General features: G+C 39.7%; 18 protein-coding genes. 9 read left to right on the top strand and 9 right to left on the bottom strand.

Translation table 11 applies throughout. The features are described 5' to 3' along the window. Positions 1-35: 35 nt before the first annotated feature. Positions 36-494, bottom strand: coding sequence for a BON domain-containing protein (locus tag V7K25_RS00530; RefSeq protein ID WP_335154116.1), 459 nt, complete (start codon positions 492-494; stop codon positions 36-38). Positions 495-1091: 597 nt separating this feature from the next. Between V7K25_RS00530 and V7K25_RS00525 the strand changes: the two genes are divergently transcribed. Both V7K25_RS00525 and V7K25_RS00520 read left to right on the top strand, forming a co-directional pair. Then, entirely contained in the window at positions 1092-2012 is a 921-nt protein-coding gene (locus V7K25_RS00525; protein ID WP_335154114.1) for a ribonuclease D, read from the top strand. A 364-nt stretch (positions 2013-2376) separates the two neighbouring features. Further along, positions 2377-3216 (top strand): tetratricopeptide repeat protein, encoded by an 840-nt coding sequence (locus tag V7K25_RS00520; protein WP_335154112.1) that lies wholly within the window; start codon positions 2377-2379, stop codon positions 3214-3216. A gap of 117 nt (positions 3217-3333) precedes the next feature. Here V7K25_RS00520 and V7K25_RS00515 read toward each other — a convergent pair whose 3' ends face one another. Together V7K25_RS00515 and V7K25_RS00510 are read right to left on the bottom strand one after the other, a co-directional pair. Beyond that, positions 3334-4902, bottom strand: coding sequence for a sodium:solute symporter family transporter (locus V7K25_RS00515; RefSeq protein WP_335154111.1), 1569 nt, complete (start codon positions 4900-4902; stop codon positions 3334-3336). A 54-nt stretch (positions 4903-4956) separates the two neighbouring features. Further along, on the bottom strand, positions 4957-5232 hold the full coding sequence (locus V7K25_RS00510) for a DUF485 domain-containing protein (RefSeq protein ID WP_334851441.1): 276 nt from the start codon (positions 5230-5232) through the stop codon (positions 4957-4959). Positions 5233-5759: 527 nt separating this feature from the next. On the opposite strand from V7K25_RS00510, the gene V7K25_RS00505 reads away from it, so the two are divergent. Continuing rightward, a complete protein-coding gene (locus V7K25_RS00505; RefSeq protein ID WP_335154109.1) occupies positions 5760-6371 on the top strand; it encodes a site-2 protease family protein in 612 nt (203 codons plus the stop codon). Between the two features lie 108 nt (positions 6372-6479). On the opposite strand, the gene V7K25_RS00500 is transcribed toward V7K25_RS00505, so the two are convergent. From V7K25_RS00500 to V7K25_RS00485, 4 genes are all read right to left on the bottom strand, one after another. Further along, entirely contained in the window at positions 6480-7871 is a 1392-nt protein-coding gene (locus V7K25_RS00500; RefSeq protein ID WP_335154107.1) for a hypothetical protein, read from the bottom strand. Positions 7872-8330: 459 nt separating this feature from the next. Continuing rightward, positions 8331-10001 carry a phosphatidylglycerol lysyltransferase domain-containing protein gene (locus tag V7K25_RS00495; RefSeq protein ID WP_335154105.1) on the bottom strand — a complete coding sequence of 557 codons (1671 nt, stop codon included), beginning with the start codon at positions 9999-10001 and terminating at the stop codon, positions 8331-8333. 191 nt (positions 10002-10192) lie between these two features. Next, positions 10193-11101, bottom strand: a complete 909-nt coding sequence (locus tag V7K25_RS00490) for an alpha/beta hydrolase (protein WP_335154103.1) — start codon at positions 11099-11101, stop codon at positions 10193-10195. Between the two features lie 191 nt (positions 11102-11292). Next, entirely contained in the window at positions 11293-12270 is a 978-nt protein-coding gene (locus V7K25_RS00485) for an alpha/beta hydrolase (protein ID WP_335154101.1), read from the bottom strand. 341 nt (positions 12271-12611) lie between these two features. Here V7K25_RS00485 and V7K25_RS00480 point away from each other — a divergent pair, with 341 nt between their 5' ends. After that, entirely contained in the window at positions 12612-13553 is a 942-nt protein-coding gene (locus V7K25_RS00480; protein WP_335154099.1) for a lysylphosphatidylglycerol synthase domain-containing protein, read from the top strand. A 339-nt stretch (positions 13554-13892) separates the two neighbouring features. Beyond that, complete coding sequence (locus V7K25_RS00475) at positions 13893-14027, top strand: hypothetical protein (RefSeq protein WP_335154097.1); 135 nt, start codon at positions 13893-13895, stop codon at positions 14025-14027. 447 nt (positions 14028-14474) lie between these two features. Here the strand turns inward: V7K25_RS00475 and V7K25_RS00470 are convergent, their stop codons facing one another. Next, the gene (locus tag V7K25_RS00470; RefSeq protein WP_335154095.1) at positions 14475-15761 is read right to left on the bottom strand and encodes a CCA tRNA nucleotidyltransferase; all 1287 of its coding nucleotides are present in this window, start codon (positions 15759-15761) and stop codon (positions 14475-14477) included. 264 nt (positions 15762-16025) lie between these two features. Here V7K25_RS00470 and V7K25_RS00465 point away from each other — a divergent pair, with 264 nt between their 5' ends. The 3 genes from V7K25_RS00465 (at position 16026) to tsaB (ending at position 17275) form a co-directional block, all read left to right on the top strand. Next, on the top strand, positions 16026-16274 hold the full coding sequence (locus tag V7K25_RS00465) for a Ycf34 family protein (RefSeq protein ID WP_118167283.1): 249 nt from the start codon (positions 16026-16028) through the stop codon (positions 16272-16274). An 80-nt stretch (positions 16275-16354) separates the two neighbouring features. Then, positions 16355-16549 carry a hypothetical protein gene (locus V7K25_RS00460; protein ID WP_335154093.1) on the top strand — a complete coding sequence of 65 codons (195 nt, stop codon included), beginning with the start codon at positions 16355-16357 and terminating at the stop codon, positions 16547-16549. A 66-nt stretch (positions 16550-16615) separates the two neighbouring features. Further along, positions 16616-17275, top strand: coding sequence for a tRNA (adenosine(37)-N6)-threonylcarbamoyltransferase complex dimerization subunit type 1 TsaB (tsaB, locus tag V7K25_RS00455; RefSeq protein ID WP_335154092.1), 660 nt, complete (start codon positions 16616-16618; stop codon positions 17273-17275). A gap of 183 nt (positions 17276-17458) precedes the next feature. Here tsaB and V7K25_RS00450 read toward each other — a convergent pair whose 3' ends face one another. Then, positions 17459-18376 (bottom strand): AEC family transporter, encoded by a 918-nt coding sequence (locus V7K25_RS00450; RefSeq protein ID WP_335154184.1) that lies wholly within the window; start codon positions 18374-18376, stop codon positions 17459-17461. Positions 18377-18478: 102 nt separating this feature from the next. On the opposite strand from V7K25_RS00450, the gene V7K25_RS00445 reads away from it, so the two are divergent. After that, the gene (locus V7K25_RS00445; protein ID WP_335154090.1) at positions 18479-19282 is read left to right on the top strand and encodes a M15 family metallopeptidase; all 804 of its coding nucleotides are present in this window, start codon (positions 18479-18481) and stop codon (positions 19280-19282) included. The last annotated feature ends 331 nt before the right edge of the window (positions 19283-19613 follow it).

The raw sequence follows: 19613 nt of genomic DNA, 5'->3' as shown, positions 1-19613 counted from the left end.
TAGTCCACGGTTAACTAAGAATTTCAGTTATTCTTTTATGGCATTTTCACAGCTTCAACTTTTGCTTCCACTTTCACTGTCTTCACACCTTGAACTTCTTTAGCCAAAGTTTCAGCTTTCTTGAGTTCTTCAGCAGAAGTCGCTGTGCCTTTGAGGATAATTTCACCCTTTTTGTTTTCAACTTGTAACTTATTGCCTGGTAAGCCTTTATTCAACTTTTCGCTAACTTCAGTTTTCAAGCTGCTCTTAGCTTTTGTTGCTGCCGTTTTTCCAAAATCGGTTTTAACTTTAGTATCTGTGCTAGCTGCTAAAGGAGTCGTTTCTGTTCCTGGAATTTTGGCATTTTGATTTATCTGAGAAGCTGGTGTTGCTGTTGCTTGAGCAGCTTCATTAGTAGTGCTAGAAGTTTCTGAACCAGTTTTAGGAGCCTCTTGGCAGCCAAAAGTACCAACTACCAAAATGCTACTAACTAGTAATAGAATTAGCTTTTTCATTATCTTCTCCAAATTGAATATTAGAAGCGATTAATTGAGGTGTGTGATTGTGAGGAGCAGATGTTAAAAAGCAATTAAATGTGAAGTAGCAAAAGTTCCCAAGCAATTGCTCAGGTTACTGGAAATTGAAACTTAGACGATTTCTTGAGGCTAAGGAATGAGAATTAAATAACATACAATTTATATCCCTGGTTTACCTCACCCTCAATCCCTCTCCTTATAAAGGAGAGGGAAGCTAAAGACAGGATAAAATTTTGCATCTTATTTAATCCATGTTCCTAAGATTTTGCAGCCATTTCTCAGAAGCGCCAATTCAATTTTCCTGACGGTTACTAACCAGGATGCGTCTACATACAGTCTGTAGCTCTCTATAAATTTAATGTAGATGCCCAGTAGCTCTTTCGGTGGTAGACTGTCCAGCCTAACAGTAGTGACTCGATGTTATCAGATTTAAGTCAGTTTGGCGATATCTAAGCCTATGCAACTCAAAACTTCAGCATTTTTGCAATTCTGTGGCAGCAAAATTACCAACAAAATGTTACTTTAGAAAACTATGGCTTACTTAACAATGCCCCAAATATCAGGAAATATTAGCCAATGCCATACCTTACTTCCGCCCGCGAAATTAGTGCCATTGTCGCTGAATATACCAACGCTAAAACGCTGTGGATAGATACAGAAGTTGCTGACTATAAAAGCCGTAATCCCCGACTATCGCTGATCCAGGTATTAGATAATCCCCAAGATATGAGTGGCGATCGCGTCTACCTTTTAGATGTCCTAGATCAGCCTAATATTATAGCTGAATTTATTGAAAAAATTATGATAAATTCTGCCATTGAAAAAGTTTTTCACAACGCCAGTTACGATCTAAAACTTCTTGGTAACAAGAAAGCCCAAAATATTACTTGTACTTTAGATATAGCAAAAAAAATTCCCTACTATCTTTTACCATTACCTAATTACCAACTCAAAACCATAGCTACATCACTTTGTAGCTTTAACAATATCGAGAAACAAGAGCAAACAAGCGATTGGGGAAAACGTCCCCTGACTGAAGAACAGATAGAGTATGCTTACTTAGATTGTATTTATCTGGCTCAAATCCACTCCAATTTATTAGATTTACAAGCCCAAGCCAGTCCCGATCCCGCAACGGAAGACTTAATATCACTAAGTAGCAGATACTCGCAATTTGAGCAACAATATAAGTTGTTGAATTCAGAATTTGAGCATTTGCAAGAACGGATAAAAAAAGCTATGCAAGCTCAGAATATATCTGAAACTGCCCATTACAAACTAACTAGTTATGAACGGACTACAGTTAAAGCTACTTTTACAGAATTAGCAAGGCTAGCGCAAAATGAAGGTATTGATTTAGATTTTCCAATCACACTTACTCAAAAACTCCAAAAAGATTTAGGGCAAAATCTAGAACAACTGTCTGTAGATATTGAAAAAACCACCTCTTGGCGGCTAAATCCCAAAACTCAAGAAAGTGATATTGAGGATGATTAAATTGTTTAGATGGCTACAAATGCCATAATTTATGGAGTTATCGTCTTAGAATAAATCTTAATATTTAAATTTTCTTTCAAACAGTATTCTAAAAAACATTAACAACAGTAGGTTACTGATCAGAAATCCATTGTCAAGAATTACAGAGATGAAAATAGCAAAGAGCCAAAATGACAAGTTTTATACTTTATCTTTTATGATTTTTCCTTAATATAACTATTAAATAATTTTATTGAAGAGTAGGGAAAATTATAAATTAGTTTTAAATGTCTATCCAAAGTTAAAATAACTATTGAGTTAAAGAATTAAAATCTAGATTTTAGTACTAATTGCGTTCAGGTGTTATGGCAGTTTATATTAAATTATGAGACGGCGTTTATTTAAACAAAAGCGAACAAAGGTAAATCAAGTATTTACCATAGCTATTTTTACTACATTGACCGCAATTAGCAGTATTTCTTGTAGTAAGAATGACAATGTTTTGGTAACAGAAATAGGAGTCAGTCAACCTAGCCGTAGTTCAGCTACAGCATTAAAAGGTGGGGAATTTTATCTTCAGGGAAAGAATCAGCATTTAAACGGCGATTTACAAGCTGCGATCGCTTCTTATGGTAAGGCAATTGCTCAAAATTCTCAATATGGCGCTGCCTACAACGCCCGGGGATTAGTCTACTTTGATTTGGGAGACAAGGAAAAAGCGATCGCAGATTACAATCAAGCACTTAGGATCAACCCTAACGACGCGGAAGCCTACAATAACCTGGGAAATGCCCGCGCCTCACTAGGAAACAACAGAGAAGCAGTTAAAGATTACAGTGAAGCGATTCGCCTGAATCCCAACTATGCCGAAGCCTACAATAACCGAGGAAATGCCCACGCCGCCTTGGGAGAAAAAAGAGGGGCGCTAGATGATTTTGACCAAGCAATTCTCCTCAACCCCAAATATGCGATCGCTTATAATAACCGAGGAAATGCCCGTGCTGCCAATGGAGAGCCGGGTGCGATCGAAGATTACAATCAAGCCATTCGCCTCAACTCTAACTTTGGCGCTGCCTATAATAACCGGGGAAATGCCCGCGCCACCAGTGGAGACAAACAGGGAGCGCTCAAAGACTTACAACAAGCAGCAAGCATTTTTCAAAGTCAAGGTAACAACGACTTATATGAACAAGTGATGAAAAACATTAAAGAGCTTGGACAGTAGGCAAAAGCAGGGTTTTAGTTAAAAGCGAACACACTGCCTAGTTACCATGTTATGCGTTTTCGCTGTAGTTCTGAGCGGCGGCTTTCGCCGCTTAGACTTGTTTATGCTTTGACAAAATCACATCCCAGAACCAATATGGATGCGATCCTCAACTTCCGCAAATTTGTCTTGTGCCTGTTGTTCAGTACTCAATAGTGAAACGACGATCGCTACAATAAACGCCAGTGGGATACTGATTAATCCAGGATTTTTCAACGGAAAGGGTGCAGAAGCGTGCTTGAGAATCGTTATTTGAATAGTAGGTGACAAATAAATCAGCACTAAAGAGGAGATAGTACCCACTAACATACTCGCAACGGCACCGTTGGTGGTGAAGCGTCGCCAAAGCATTGATAAAAGCAATGCTGGGAAGTTTGCACTAGCAGCGATCGCAAATGCTAAACCTACCATATAAGCGACGTTTTGCCCTTTAAACAAAATGCCCAGAAATATCGCCACTAACCCCAAAAGCATTGTTGCACCGCGAGCCACCTTCAACTGTTCTGACTCGTCAGCATGACCCGATCGCACCACGTTCACCCACAAATCGTGGGATAATGCAGCTGCGCCAGAGAGTGTCAACCCAGCGACAACTGCCAAAATAGTTGCAAAGGAAACAGCAGCAATAAAACCTAAGAAAGCATCACCACCGAGAAATTCTGCTAACATCGGCGCAGCCATATTACCACCAGTACCAATTTGCTTGATGGCATCTTGACCTACTAACACCATCGCTCCAAAGCCCAGGATGAAGGTAAGGAGATAAAAAACGCCAATAATAGCTGTAGCGTAAGTAACAGATAACCGCGCTGCTTTGGCATCCGGTACAGTGTAGAAACGCATCAGGATGTGGGGTAATCCAGCAGTGCCGAACATTAACGACATTCCCAAAGAGATAGCATCCAAAGGATCAGAAACCAGTTTGCCTGGAGCTAATACACCTGTATATTTCTCAGATGCAGCAGCGAAAAGAGCGATCGGGTTAAAGCCAAATCGTGCTAGTACCAAGATAGCTAGTAAGATCGTTCCGCCGAGTAACAGAACTGCTTTGATAATTTGTACCCAAGTGGTGGCAATCATCCCGCCAAAAATTACATAAGCCATCATCACGCAACCGACGATAACCACAGCTAATTCATAATCAAAGCCAAACAATAGTTTGATTAGCTCACCAGCACCTACCATTTGGGCAATTAAGTAAAAGCTAATCACTACCAGCGTTCCAATCGCAGAGGCAATACGTACAGGTTTTTGCTGTAAGCGATAAGCCACTACATCGGCAAAAGTGTATTTACCTAAGTTACGTAATGGTTCTGCAATTAAGAACATGACAATCGGCCAGCCCACCAAGAAGCCGATAGAATAAATTAAGCCGTCAAAGCCGTTGAGTGCCACCAGTCCAGTGATACCTAAAAAGCTGGCTGCACTCATGAAGTCTCCTGCTAGGGCCAGCCCATTTTGGAAACCACTGATTTTACCGCCAGCTGTGTAGAACTGTGCCGTATTTTTGGTGAGCTTTGCCGCCCAAAAGGTAATGCCTAGAGAACTGGCAACAAACAGAAAGAAGAAAGCGATCGCCAACGGGTTAAACTTACCAAGACTGGTAATATCCGCCGCTAGTGGCAGATCCAACCACACACTATTCATGCTTTTTTTGGTTTAGTATTTTGGATTTTGGACGAGAAGTTGCTAATAGCTGATTTACTTGCGTGTCAGCCTTGCGATTTGGTCGTCGTAACTGCTATTTGCCCAACGCACGTAGATAAAAATTAATACCCATGCTGAGACAATTACCAACGCCCCTAGTAAAATTCCGAGGCTAAGACCAGGAATTACTAATGACCCCAACAGGGGCTTATTGAACGCGATTAATAAGATAAAGCCAAAGTAAATAAACATCATGGCTCCACTGAGAATCAGGGATACGCGCCAACGTTCAGCTGCGAGAGCCTGGAGAGCCTTTGTGCGATCGTTCATGTCTTCCTTTAGGTTGAGAAGATTAGGTCAGATTGTCTCATTGAAGTTGATTTCTGCATAATTTTCTTAAAGATTATTAGTAAATCTATTGCCATATCAAGTAATAAAACTAACTTTGCCAAGTGATATACCACAGTAACAAGACAATAGCGGCTCTGCTTTGAGTTAGAGAAACATGAAACTATACATGCAATTAGGCGCAAATAAAGCCCATCTATCTGTGATTTGTGATCTTACTCGAATAAAAGTGCTTTATTATACTTATAAAACAAATTAATAAATAATAAATCATTTTTTTATATAAAAATAAAATAAATACGTACTTATTCCCAGGTTTTAAAATCCTTAAAGTGTTATTAATTCCTTTTTTTTAAGTTATCAAATCAACTGAGATAAATAAAACTAATAAATTTTTATTTATAAAATATACCAAAAATTACAGTAGCAGTTTCAGTAATTTGTTTCATAAAATTTATACCAAAAGCTTGTTATTACACAGATGGGGCATTACCAAAATTTAGTAACGTATGTTTATTCAAACACTAGTCACAGAGCCAATTCATTTTTTCAGAATCGTTGTAATTGTCATATTTTCCATTACTTTGCATGAACTTGCTCATGGCTTGGCTGCGATGAGTCAGGGAGATAACACTCCTCAGCAAACTGGTCATCTCACACTTAATCCTGTAGTTCACATGGGTAAGGAATCGATCATCTTTCTCTGTCTCATGGGTATAGCTTGGGGACAAATGCCCGTCAACCCATCTAAGTTTCGCTCTGGTAAGCTAGGCAATATTTTGGTATCAGCAGCTGGGCCATTATCAAATCTGGCTTTAGGTATTCTATTTATTGGGATGCTTAAATTTCTTTCTAATCTGAGTCTTTCAGGACTTCTGAGTGGGGAATTTCTTTACTTAGCGGCTCAAATCAATTTGACCTTATTTCTATTTAATCTGCTGCCAATTCCACCACTGGATGGTTTTCATGTTTTCAGTGAAATTTTTCCTCAGCTAAAGCCACTGCAATATAATCAATTCGGAATTTTTGCAATGATGCTTATATTTATAATTCCAGAATTCGGGACGGGACTTAGTGGCATCGCTCATTTGGTTATCCAGTTGGCACTTGGGGGAGAATAAGCAACTTCTTAAGCAAAAACAGATTATTTATATAGTAATCCTATTTGATTTTTAAGAATTGAAAGCTACAGATCCCCGTCTATTTTGAACAGACGGGGATCTTATCGTTCATGAATGATTTAGAATAGCAACCTTTTTGCTGTAATATTCAGTCTTAGTGTAGATGCTGATAATACTATCACCAACTGCAAAAAAAGTACCTTGTTGCTCATCTTTAGAAAATTGCAATTTGGGATATTTAGCAGCAGCTTCTTCAGCAGTCATAAGTTTTGCTTCCATTGTATCTGGTAATACTCCAGTACAACCAATGTAAAATACTAAGGGAGATATCTTATATTGGTAAATATTTTCTACATATTGTTCTAGCTTGGTATTCGCTGCGGTTAAAGCTGCAACCATTTCCTCTTTGCTGATTTGCTTACCAGTTTGTTTATCCTGTAATAACTGCGCCAAACTATCAGCACCAACTTTCTTAAGAATATCTACGACTATGCCATTTTGCTCAAGCCCAAGAAAATCATCAAAAATTGGTTTCATAAAATCATCAACTTTCGTAATCTTGGTGCGTGATGACAGTAGCCTGTATCTAACAGCGAGATTGTCATCAAATGCCATCTCAAAACTAGGCTTAATGATAATTTCTCCAGTCTCTTTGTCATAAAGACGATACATCTTACTTAGAAACTTGTTAGCAGAAGGTAACTTACTCAGATTCAGAATATCTTGACTGCCGATGTCAATTTTATAGCTAATTTTTGACTCAATAGTACCATTAACTAAAGCTTTATGGATGTCAGTGTATTCGTTCGTTGTAGGAAAGTTGATGTAAACATTCTTGGACAGATAGTGCTTTTTAAATTCATCTAATTGTCCTGCTATAAATACATCTGACTCTTTTCTTAATTGAGCATAAATAATACTAATAAGTACCTTAATTCCTGCAAGTTCATTGAATAGTCCATCAATACTGCTGTAAGGACTATTTGCACCTACAAGCGGCAAGTTATCTAACTCAATGGTATATTCAGCACGGAAGTCAAAATCTTCTGCATCTAAGACACCCTTTTCTTTGAGTAAATCAAAGGCTTTTTTACTGCTGATTTTGATTTGTAAAGACTTGACGTTTAGTTTGCCGTCACTAACAATTGTGTAATTATTAAAGCTATTAAGGTCATTTACTAGCAAACCTGCTATCTCAATAGTGGGGGTTTGGTCTTCAAATTTGGCAAGTTTTACTTTACGTTTGATAAGCATATTGATAGTAGCGGTATTGCGATTAAACTGAAACTCGCCCATACCAACATACTCAGCATTATCTATATTTTCTGTTCGCAACCAAGGCTGAAGCAGTTCTCCATTTTCGTTTCTCACACCTTTAACGCGCTTGATGCCTGTTCTTTGATAATGTTCTTGCAGGTGCTTGATATTGACGATAATGTTGTTGCGATATTGTGCAAAAATTTGGATTAGTTCTACCAGAGAAATTTTATTATTCGTCATATTGCTACCTTCCATATAAAGGTCAAGAATCTTTTCAAGCCTGTTAAAACTTGGAAAATTGAAGGAAAAATACACAATAAATTGATACCAAAATACTAAATTTGGTATATACTACACAACTATTGTGTATTCACGATCGCATTCACGAACTAGCTAATATCGCGTTTATTTCCTACAAACTTTGGGTATCGCCTGGTAAACTTTGCGTTGCATACTCACCAGATATTCTTTTATAGTACAATTGTATCATAAAAATGCTAGATTGTGTAGGCGTAGACCGTGATAGCAGTCTGTCAAGTTTAAATTGATTGGTAAGTAAGTTCGTAGTAAGCACTAAAGTCCTTACTACAAACTTTTCATTGCTAGTTTGACAGACTAATAGTGACTGTTGTGATTCCAACCTTCTTGCTCATGCAAAGTAATTCAGTCAAAATCATTCCAAGTTTTTTGAGTCCACATTTAGGCTCCGGGTTTGAAATAATCGAAGAGGCGATCGCCTGAATCTGCGCGAATTAATGCTACAACTACATCTGGTAAGGCAGCTAAACTGGGGTAAACCAAATAACGTGGTTCCCAACGGGGGCGGAACTTCTCTCTGTAGGCGTGCAGTCCCTTGAAATTGTAGAAGCGATTCAAATGTCCGTATAAATAATGCAATACTTTCTCTAAGCGGCGTGATTCTGGGTTCTCTCCAACTCCCGCGAGGGCAGAAAGTCCAAAATTAAAGCTGTCGTAACCACCCTCTTTAAAATGTTGAAGCAGGGAAATAAATAGAAAGTCCATTGTGCCATTTTCGAGGGACGCGCGATGTCGCATCATGTCAATAGTGGCTTCGTTGAGTTGGTACTCCCGGAGAATGTTGGCAAAGGCGCTGATGTTACCTTCGGGATTATGCACCACAGCAATTTCACACTCTCGCAGGTAAGCTTCGTCAAACCAACCTAAAGAAAAGTGTTTTTCCGAACCTTGTACCATTTTCAACCATTCATCACTTACAGATTTGAGCTGGTGCAATAAATCATTGGCGATGGGTGGTTGGTAAAACTCGATTTGGTATCCTAGCTTAGTTAAACGACTGATTGATGGTCTAAAGTTCTTACCAGCTTTACCTTGTAACGTAAAACTTTTCAGGTCAACTATCGCTTCTTCTCCAATCTTGAGTACCTTAAACCCCAATGACTTGTAAAGCTCAACATCATCGGGCAAAGTTTGGTAAAAACCAGGATACCAGTCATTGCGTTGGCAAAACTGCCAGAAAGCAACAATTGTCTCTTTGCGATCTTCAATTGGGCCGATGGGATCTCCTAAGGCGATCGCACCCCGTCCCTTGGGAACATAAGCAATTAAACTATTACCCGAAGGACTGAAATAATAACTTTTATCATTTAAAAGTGTGAACGCTGCTAAAGAAGAACATCCATATTGCTCGACAATTTCTTTAGCTCTTTTTTGCTCATTTGGCGTTGCTACATTTCGCCAAAAAACAGGTTGCAAGAGCATTATCATTGCATAAGTAATAGTAGCTGCGGCAATAACATATATAGAATTAGCAAAAAATTCTCCAAATTTGCTTTTTGGTTGCAGTCCCCAATTATCCTCAGTGAAGAACATCGCCAAAGTCTGAACTATGGCTTCACGCCAATTAAAATTCTCTGAAAACTTGCCGTCTAATAAGTAAAATCCAATAGTTCCGTATGCCAGGGTAAATAATAAAGCGCCTATCATCGCTCGAACTCCCCGTGCGATGGAAGGACGGTCTGATTGCGCCGTGAAATAATGGCGCATCAAGATTAATTGCACCAGTAAAACTCCAGAGAGTAGACTTTCTTCATAGTCCAATCCCTTCAGCAAATGGCTGAAAATGGAAATCACTAGTAAACCAATGGTAAGTAACCAGGCTATTCTTTTGCGACGTAATAAATTAGTCGCAAGTGCTAGTAAAACAAACCCAGTCAGGGCTGCAAATATATGACCACTAGCTCGGATATCAAATGGTAAAAATTCCTTCAACCAGTGATTTCGCCCATATAGGTTAGGTGTCACTGCTGATAATAAATTTACTACTCCGACTAAACCTGTAAGCAAAGCTGCACTCCAAAGTCCAATCTGAGTTTTTAAATTATTGGTCATAAGTTTAAAAGTATTACTTAGAAGTTAGTAGTTAGTAGTTATAAGCTAGGAGTTTTAACTCCCTCACTTTATTAAGTAAAACAATTAGCAAATCAGTTTTATCGGCTGTGTTAATTATAGGAATTAAATTTTAATTCCATAGCAGAAGGAAAGCAGTAGAACCTAATTTTTAAAATTTTAACTCCTAACTCCTAATTTTTAAATCCAAAATTTTTAAACTGTTCCCCTACATAAAACAGGGAATCTTTAAGATGCTTGTGGAAGTAGTTCCAACCTATATCAGCACCAGACAAACCATGACCTCCTGGAAATGCATAAAATACGTGAGCAATGCCTAATTTATTTAAGGTTTCATTGAAATCTTTGGTAGAAGCCAGCAAATTAGTATCATTCAAACCCGCATCTAGATAAACACGCAATTGCTTCCTATCTTCAACTGGTAGCTGTTGCACGATTTGTTGGGGGCTATTTTGTGAGCCGCTATTATCGGTAAAATAACCGCTATGACTAAAGAGAATGTGGAAGTTGTTGAGATGGCGTAACCCGATATTAAAAGCTCCCCATCCTCCAGAAGAAAGACCTCCCAACGCCCAAAACTGGGGTTCTTCTAAAGTGCGGTAGCGTGACTTCACAACTTGCACTAGTTCTGAACCAATTAAAGTCCCCACTTTGCCATTCGGCCCATCAAAATAATCGGGGTCGTATAAAGGACTCGAACCCCGATTATCATTACCATCAGGTGTAATTACAATCGATGGCGGTAATTTTCGACTTTGATAAAGTTCATGCAATACATCTAAGAGGGCATATTTATCAGCATAAGCACGGGCATCATCATGACCACCGTGTAGTAATAATATCACAGGATACCGTTTTTGCTGATTTTTATTATAACTAGGCGGCAAAATCACGCCATAGTTGCGGACTGCACCCATCGCTTGGGAGTTGAAGGTTGCTAATTGAAACTTCAGTCCAGTATTTGCCTCTTCTTGAGGTGGATCTAGTTGTGGCGCACCTAAGATGAATACATAATAATAACCAGCAGTAGTGAGGAGTGCGATCGCTCCTACTAAACTAATTAAAAATTTAGAAATCTTCATATTAATTTAACGTTTAAAAAAATCACCTCCACTAGAACTTACTATAGTTAATCTGGTGAAAAATTGCAGCTGAGTTTTCCACATTGATGTTTAAATATCAAAGGATTTATAAAATCTATGCTACATACAGGATGATTTTTACTGCGAATTGCTAATAATTTTGAATTTTGACACTTCGACTTTGCTCAGTGTTAACTTTTGACTTTTGACTTCCCCAAAGGGGCTGAACCTAGATGTTTAGTCCTATGTGCTATTTCAGAAACTCGAAATTGTTCTCCCACAAATGTCAACGAATCGGATAAATGTTCCCGCCAGTATTTCCAAGTGTGGCTACCAGGAAACTGCCGAAACAAATTATAAACTTTCAGCTTATTTAGTACTTGGCTAAAATTTTGAGCTTCGTCGATTTCTTCAATATCTGATGTACCAGAATCTAGATAAATTCGCAATTTTTTTTGAGTTTGTAAAGGAATGGTTTTGATATAAGTTATTGGGCTATTCAGTGGGCCACTTTTATCATGAAAATAACCGCTGTGACTAAATAAAATCGAGAAATGATCTAGATTATGTAATCCCACATTCATTGCTCCCCAACCACCAGAAGATAAACCACCTATCGCCCAAAAATCTGGATTGTTTAGTGTACGATAACGGCTTTGCACAACTTTTACCAACTCATCCCCCACGGCTGTAGAGACTTTACCGTTAGGGCCATCAATATATTCGGGATCTCGGTGAGGGCTAGAGCCACGTTTGTCGTTGCCGTCTGGTGTGATAATGATGCTGGGTGGCAACTTACCTTTACTATAAAGTTTTTCAACAGTTTTGAGAGCTTGTCCCTTATTCTGAATAAACCAATCAGTGGGATTACCATGTCCACCGTGGAGGAGAAATATTACAGGATAGCTTTGTTTTGGGTTTTCGTCATAAGCAGGGGGTAAAGAAACGCCGTAGGTGCGACTTGCGCCCATTACCTGACTATTGTAGGTTTCAATTTTATAGGTTAGGGGAGTAGCTGAGTCGCTAGTATTGGAGTGGGTTGGAACAACGGAAAGCTTGGTTTGTAAATCCTGTTGTGGTGGTTTGGCTACGGTACTTTGGGAGAAATTACAGCCAACAAGAGTTAACACTGAAACTAGCAAGAGAATTTTAGATCGTTTGTAGTTCATCTATTGGGTAGCAGGTATTTGCCTTACAAAAGCTTATGCAAATGATATGTCAATGCTGTGTCAACAGGATGGAAAATTTACGACTGGTTTTGAGAAGGCAGAAGGCAGGAGGCAGAAGGCAGAAGGGAAACCTCATAAATAAATTTAGGGGATTCAATAGGGACGTAGTATTTCTTGCGCTTCGCCACTCGAAATACATATTTTTTCTTTTTTTCATAAATAAATTTACTTGCTCTAAACCATTAAGGCAGAGGGCAAAAATTATATTTTCTTCCTTCTGCCTTCTGCCCTGCCTTTCTTCGGTAAATTAAAAGTCAAGAGTTAGGATAAGTTTTTTGATAATGCTTAAAAAGCTGCGACTCAATTTCAGTTCTTTATTTGGCTTGTTGCTGCTGGTGCTTTGCCTGTGGGCGATCGCTAACGAATTGCATGAGTATAATTATCGTGATATCCTCAACGCTCTAGCAGCAATTCCCAAAAGTCGCTTAAGCTGGGCAATTTGGCTGACAGCGTTGGGTTATCTGGTGATGATTGGGTATGATATCTTAGGTTTTAGCTACATTAATCGTTCCCTAAGTTGGAACAAAATTGCTCTCACCAGCTTTATTAGCTCTGCATTTAGTAATACTATCGGGTTTGCCTTGCTAACTGGCAGTGCTATCCGTTATCGATTTTATACTAATTGGGGAGTTTCAGCAGTTGCGATCGCTCAAGTAATTGCTTTCGCCAATTTTACTTTTTGGTTGGGGATGTTTGCTGTTGCAGGTTTCTTGTTCGTCATCAACCCACTGAAGATTCCCACTCAATTACATTTGCCTTTTGCTACTGTGCGTCCCATCGGCGTGATTTTTTTGCTATTAGTCGCTATTTATTTAATTGGAAGTATTTTTATTAAACAACCGTTAATAATTCGGGGACAAGAATTTCGATTTCCTTCCTTTAAAATATCCCTGGTTCAAATAGCAATTTCTAGTTTTGACTGGATTCTTGCGGCAGCAGTTCTTTATGCTTTACTTCCTAGCAATATATTTTTGTCATATCTAGACTTTTTAGGCATTTATTTACTAGCGATGTTTGCAGGTGTGGTTAGTAATGTCCCTGGTGGTTTGGGAGTATTTGAAACTATAATTTTGCTCATTCTCTCTTCTAAAGTTTCGGCTGCGGCAGTTTTGGGTTCAATGTTAGCTTATCGGGGAGTCTATTATTTCTTACCTTTGTTATTAGCAGCAGGCTTGCTAGGACTTTATGAAATTAGATTTAGATCCGAAAACTTCCGAAAATAAATCAACTCTCAAGTCTAATTTCAGTATGAACACTAAGAGATTCGTTCTAGACATAAACCGCCCAGAACTAAAGTTCCGGGCTAATAGCTCAACTCCACTAAAGTGGACTAAAAGCCTTTATTAGTTGTATTTAGACGAATGAGTGCTATTAGCCTCAGAATTGATTCTGAGGCGAGCTAGATGAGAATGAAATAGCCCTGGTTTAAAGAGACAATTTCACTTGTTGGAGTCGTCCCTTTAATTGTTTTATAATTTCTTCTGTTATTTGCTCTTCATTAGATGTTTAGAGGCTGTTAGACTGAAAACCATAAGTAAAATCTCGTATACTTTGGCAAGCTTATGGAGCCAGTATCACTGACAGCAGCTGCGATCGCCTCCCCCCAAATCCAGAATAAGCTAGTTTTGTGCAAAGCGTATCGTAATAAAACTGAAAAGCGCGTTAGCGAAGCTTACCGAAGGTATCGCCTAGACTAAAATTCATATTGAACTAAGTAAAAATGCGATTCAACTTACTCAAAATGAGCTTTTACTTACTCAAAATAAGCTTTTGCTTTCTCAAACCCCAGTTTGCTTTCTCATTTTGGTGTTTTCCACAAGCAAAATCAGCTTTTACTTTCTCAAACCCCAGTTTGCTTAATCATTTTAGTGTTTTCCGCAAGTAAAATAAGCTTTTACTTTCTCAAACCCCAGTTTGCTTAATCATTTTAGTGTTTTCCGCAAGCAAAATCAGCTTTTGCTTTCTCAAACTCCAGTTTGCTTTCTCATTTAAGTAATTCACGCATTAATTTTGGTATATCATTGAGCCGAAAGCTTGCTACGCTAACCCCAGATTTCTTCTAAGAAACTTCTTGTATTGTGGGGTTAACGATTAAATTGCAACCAATTTTTTGAGCGGCTTTCTTCTTTTTCTGGAATTAATATCTAACCTTCAAGTAATTGACGTGCATAAGCGATCGCCTCTATTCTTGTTGAAACTTTCCCCTCAGCTTGTGCTACACCAATTTCTCTCAACAGTTGCCCGATAATTGGCGAAGCTGGAATATCTAATGCTATAATCAACTCCTTACCGCTCACTAGTGGAGTGGGATGAGCGACCAGATCATCAGGGTTCAGGTAGCGGTCGATCAAAGGTGCCCAAATAAGGCAGCGTTTTGCTTTGGTTTCCACTGCTGTGTGTAGTGGCTTGTCACCAGACATTGCCTCTACCAAAATATCTAGTGCTACAGCTAATACTGTCATCGCGGGAAACACAATATCTGCGTCATGAAAGAAAAAGTATTGTTCTCGCAAAGACATATCGACTACTTGAAGCTGCGGTAACAGTTTCAAGGCAGTGGTTACACCCCGGATTTCGGCACGACTATAAGTTAGTTCCTGTAGTTCTATTTCTGCTAACTCTGGAACTGGGTTAACAAGACAAGTAAGTTTGGCAATACCTAACCAAGTAGTTTTAACACTATCGCGGACATATTCTTGCAGTTTTTCCCCTAATTGCTGCCAATTTTGGCACAGTAAAGCAGCTGCTTCGTCAACTGCTGCTAGTTTTATCAAGCTTTCACGGGTGGCATTTTTGAAGAAAGGCGCAAGTAAACCATCTTCCCAAGCACTTGTAATCCAAGGAGTACCGTGAGAATTTGCCAGGAGATAGCCAACTTCTACCCTAACTCGTTCGGCTGCAACTTTGCTGATATGTGATGCCAAAGAACGAATAGCGGCTTGGGTAGCTGGCTCAATAGTAAAACCTAGTTGGGCAGCTTGGCGATAACCTCGCATTAACCGCAAAGGATCATCTTCTAGGTTCGCAGGTGATACCATTCGCAAAATGCCCTGTTGTAAGTCTACATGACCTTGCAGAGGATCGATGATTTCTTGGGTATGGGGATTATAAGCGATCGCATTTACTGTAAAGTCCCGTCTGTGCAAATCAACTTCTATAGTATCTCCTTCCTGCTGGGCAAAGTCAGCCGTAGCGTGGGGAAAAACCACACGCGCAATTTGTCTTTCTGCATCAAGTAACACAAAACCAGCTTTGTAATGATGAGCGATCGCTCTCGCTACCTTTACCGCCTTAGATGGTATAACAAAATCTAAATCCAGATATCCGCGAGTTCTGCCAAGGATAGCATCTCGGACAGCACCACCTACCATGTAAGCGGGTTGTGGTAAGAATTCTAAGCTAAAAGGCCAATTTTCGGGAGCTAATACCATTTTGGATTTTAGATTTTAGATTTTAGATTGTGTACTCCTACGGTGAAGCAAGCTACGAGTAGCATCTTGTAGAGAAATAGAGGCTACGCTGTCAGTGGCGAGTCTGAATCACTCACGCTATTAATTTTGACCGAAGGCGAACTTTCTTTGCTTTGCTCCTGAATTCTTCTTCAAGCATTGTAATAAAAATCAACCCAGCAACTCATGAATAACAGTTGGGCTTACGTTAGATTAACAATAAAGGCCCCTGGAGTTGGTTCTATTATGTGTATTTGCGTGAATTGCCACTATGTAGACAGCTGTGTTACCTATCATGCCGTAGAAGGGCAGCACCAACAGCCTCACTTGACCGAAACACCAAATTTTGATCCGAATGAACCTTCTATCAATGTCAACATTCGGACTAAAGATGATGTAATTGAAATGGAATGGGATGTTGTTGGTTGTCTGAGCTTTAAGCGAGAAACGGGTAAATGGTCGAAGTTGCGTCCTGGTGAATTAGTGCCGACTTGACAGAAAATGATTGGTGTATCTTACAGCTATTTTCAGCTAAATAGAGAGGCGGTAGGGGTACAGAATTGCTGTGCCCTTAGATGAGATATTGTTCTTCAGCGATCGCTAATTCATGGTATAGGCAAGAGATGTCAGGAAGCGATCGCTATTATAAAGTGAACAGCAAGCGAACATTTGCGATCGCCTACGGCAGGCGTTTGCGCCATCGCGTTCTGATTTTGTTGAAACAGCAAGGCTTTTGCCGTGAGACTTCTATTCCTAGTCTATTTAATTAAGAACTGCTATGTTATATGCTTAAATAAATAACGTTAACTCTATAAAAATAGATATTTTAAGCAACTTTGACAACGGAACTAAAAGACCTTGCAATAAATAAATACGCTTTAGCACTACATACCACCACCCCAGAATTAGGTTTGGCAATTAGTAACTTTGCTGGTGAAACTCGCTCTCAAATTTGGAATTTAGGACGTGATTTATCTAGCTTAGTGCATCAATATCTAATTGAATTTATCAAACCGCAAACTTGGGTAGATTTATCCTTTATCGCAGTTGCAAAAGGGCCTGGCGGCTTTACAGGAACTCGGATTGGTGTTGTTACTGCTCGTACTTTAGGGCAACAGTTAGATATTCCTGTATTTGCAATTTCAACATTGGCTGCCGTAGCTTGGACAGAAGCAGGTAAAAGTCAAAATCTAAAAACTATTGCTGTAGAAATGCCAGCACAACGAGGTCAAATTTTTGCTGCTATTTATCAGTTTGATCCAGATGTTTCTAAACTAAAAGTGTGTTTATCAGATAGAGTGTTGACACCAGAAGCATGGCAGGAAACTTTAGCGAATTGGAACACTAATTATCAGTTAATTCAAGCTCAATCTGGATTAGCAGCGATGGTGACAAGTATTTTGGAATTAGCTAATCTCGATTGGCAAGAGGGCAAATTTCCTAATTGGTCAGAGGCTTTGCCATATTATGGGCAGCATCCAGTACAGGATGCATAATGCTTCTAAACTATTTATAAACATAGGACTAGTACTTTCAAGCTGGGTAAAATTTTTGGATAATAATTTCTCTTGTCTCTGTGTTCTCTGCGCCTCTGTGGTTTAATAAATTACTTTTAAATTAGAACGATAAGATGCTTTTTTCTTGGGATTTTAAGCGATCGCAAGTCCATAAATCCCAAATCAAAATAGCCACAACCAAAGTGGGAGAGTAAGCAGCAATAGTATAGCCCCAGCAGCTAAGGCAGTAACTGCCAAATCGCGATCGAGATTGAATGTCTCAGCAATTACCAGTGTGCCAAAAGCTGGAGGCATCGCCATTTGTAAGACAATTACCTTTGCTATGGAACCAGTTAATCCAAACAGTGGTAAGATACTCCCTAATATCAAGGGAACTAGCAGCATTTTGATTCCCAAGCTCATCCCTGCTTGTGGTAGGCTACGCCAAGATTTGAGCAGCCCTAGTCGCATTCCTATTAACACTAGAGATAAAGCTACACTACTCCAAGCAAATTTCTCCAAGCAGAATTCTACTACTGTGGGAATTGTCGCTTCTCGAACCAGCAAGCCAAATCCGAAACTCCATAGGGCAGGATTAATCAAAATGGCCTTAATAATCTGCCAACGATTCTGGACACCGCCGCCAAAACGGGCAGCTATTAGAACACCCAAGCCATAAGCTCCTGGGAATGAACCTAACAAATCGTAAAATAGCGCCCAAGCAAAGTATTCCTTGCCTAGTATTGCTAAGGTAATTGGAAAACCAAGATAACCTGTATTACCCAACATTGCTGCTAATATCAAGCTAGCCTGAGTTGGTGCTTGGGGGACAGTATTTCTAAAATAGGCTTGTCCTTTAATCCCTAACCAAGCTAAAAATGCTCCTAATAAAATGGCGAGGTAAGCGAAGGCAGGTGCAATCCAAATTTGCCCCGACAAGCTAGATTGACGCAAAAACGATACTATGCTGATGGGTACTCCCACCCAAAAAAGAAACTGTCCCAAACGTGTAGGAACTGTCACAGGAAGTTTGCGTCCCAGAATAAAACCTACCAGGATTAATCCACCCAGCTTGACGTATAGTTCTAAGAGGTTTGTCAAGATTGCGCCTAAGAACCACAGATGTAAAATGCTACCTGTTACGTTTACTTTTGTCCAGTGCAAAATCTGTTATGGTTATCCCACAAAAACAGGAGTTTACCCTTGAATAAGGCTGGGTTTTCTGGAAAACCGCAAAACTCATCGAATGACTTTGATGATGATATTCCAGTGGCTGTACGCGATACCCCTGATGCAACACCTAAAATTTGGTTGCAACCCCGAATTTGGCTTATTGCGGGAGTTGCAGGATTTATCCTCTTGTCTTTAATTAGCGGTTTTTTGTATTTCGTCACTGCACCTAAAAAAATCGCCGATTCTCAACCTTTACCAGCCACTTCTGCTCCTGCGAGTCCAGCAGCAGCTAAGAATTCCAGCGATACTGTGTTAGGGCATTTTCCATATCCAGAAGCCCCTGAGTCAGAATTAATAACTATCTCCGCAAACAGGGGCATTAGAATGCGAAAAGCTGCTGCCCAAAAGTTTGAGGAGATGGTAGCAGCAGCGCGGCGTTCAGGTATAATATTAGTGCCAATTTCTGGCTTTCGCTCAGTCAAAGACCAAGAGCAGTTGTTTTTTGCTGTCGGTGCCCAACGAAATCAAACGCCAGCACAACGAGCGGCCCTCAGCGCTCCTCCTGGTCATAGCGAACATCACACAGGTTATGCTGTGGATGTTGGAGACGGATCAGTACCAGCAACTAATCTCCAAACTAACTTTGACAATACCAAGGCTTATCAGTGGCTGCAAGCAAATGCACCGCGTTTTGGCTTTGAAATGTCATTTCCTAAAGATAATGTTCAAGGTGTGAGTTATGAACCGTGGCACTGGCGTTTTGTAGGCGATCGCAATAGCTTAGAAATGTTCTACAAAGCCAGAAATTTGAAACCCGCTAAGATATCACCATAGGAGACAGGAGTCAAAATAATTCGGTTAGAAGTAATTGGTTTTACTCCCTCTCCTTTAATGGCTACGGTGTACATACAAGTCGAATTACCCCCCTCAATCCCCCCGATGCATTGGGGGGAAGCCGGAAATCTAGTTCCCTCCCCAATACATACGGGGAGGGTTAGGGTGGGGTAAAAACCAGCTTCTTAAACTACTTCAGACTCAATACGGTTCAGTGTAAGGTGCATAGGTCTTAAAGATCCCCCTTAGTCCCCCTTAAAAAGGGGGAAATAGAGCCATTTTGAGCAAGCCTTTTTAAGGGAGGTTGGGGGGATCGAGTCTTATCCGAACC

The organism is Nostoc sp., from assembly GCF_036919495.1.
Lineage (GTDB): Bacteria > Cyanobacteriota > Cyanobacteriia > Cyanobacteriales > Nostocaceae > Nostoc.
The sequence above is the reverse complement of the archived record's forward strand: the minus strand, read 5'-3'. Positions and strand labels throughout refer to the sequence as shown.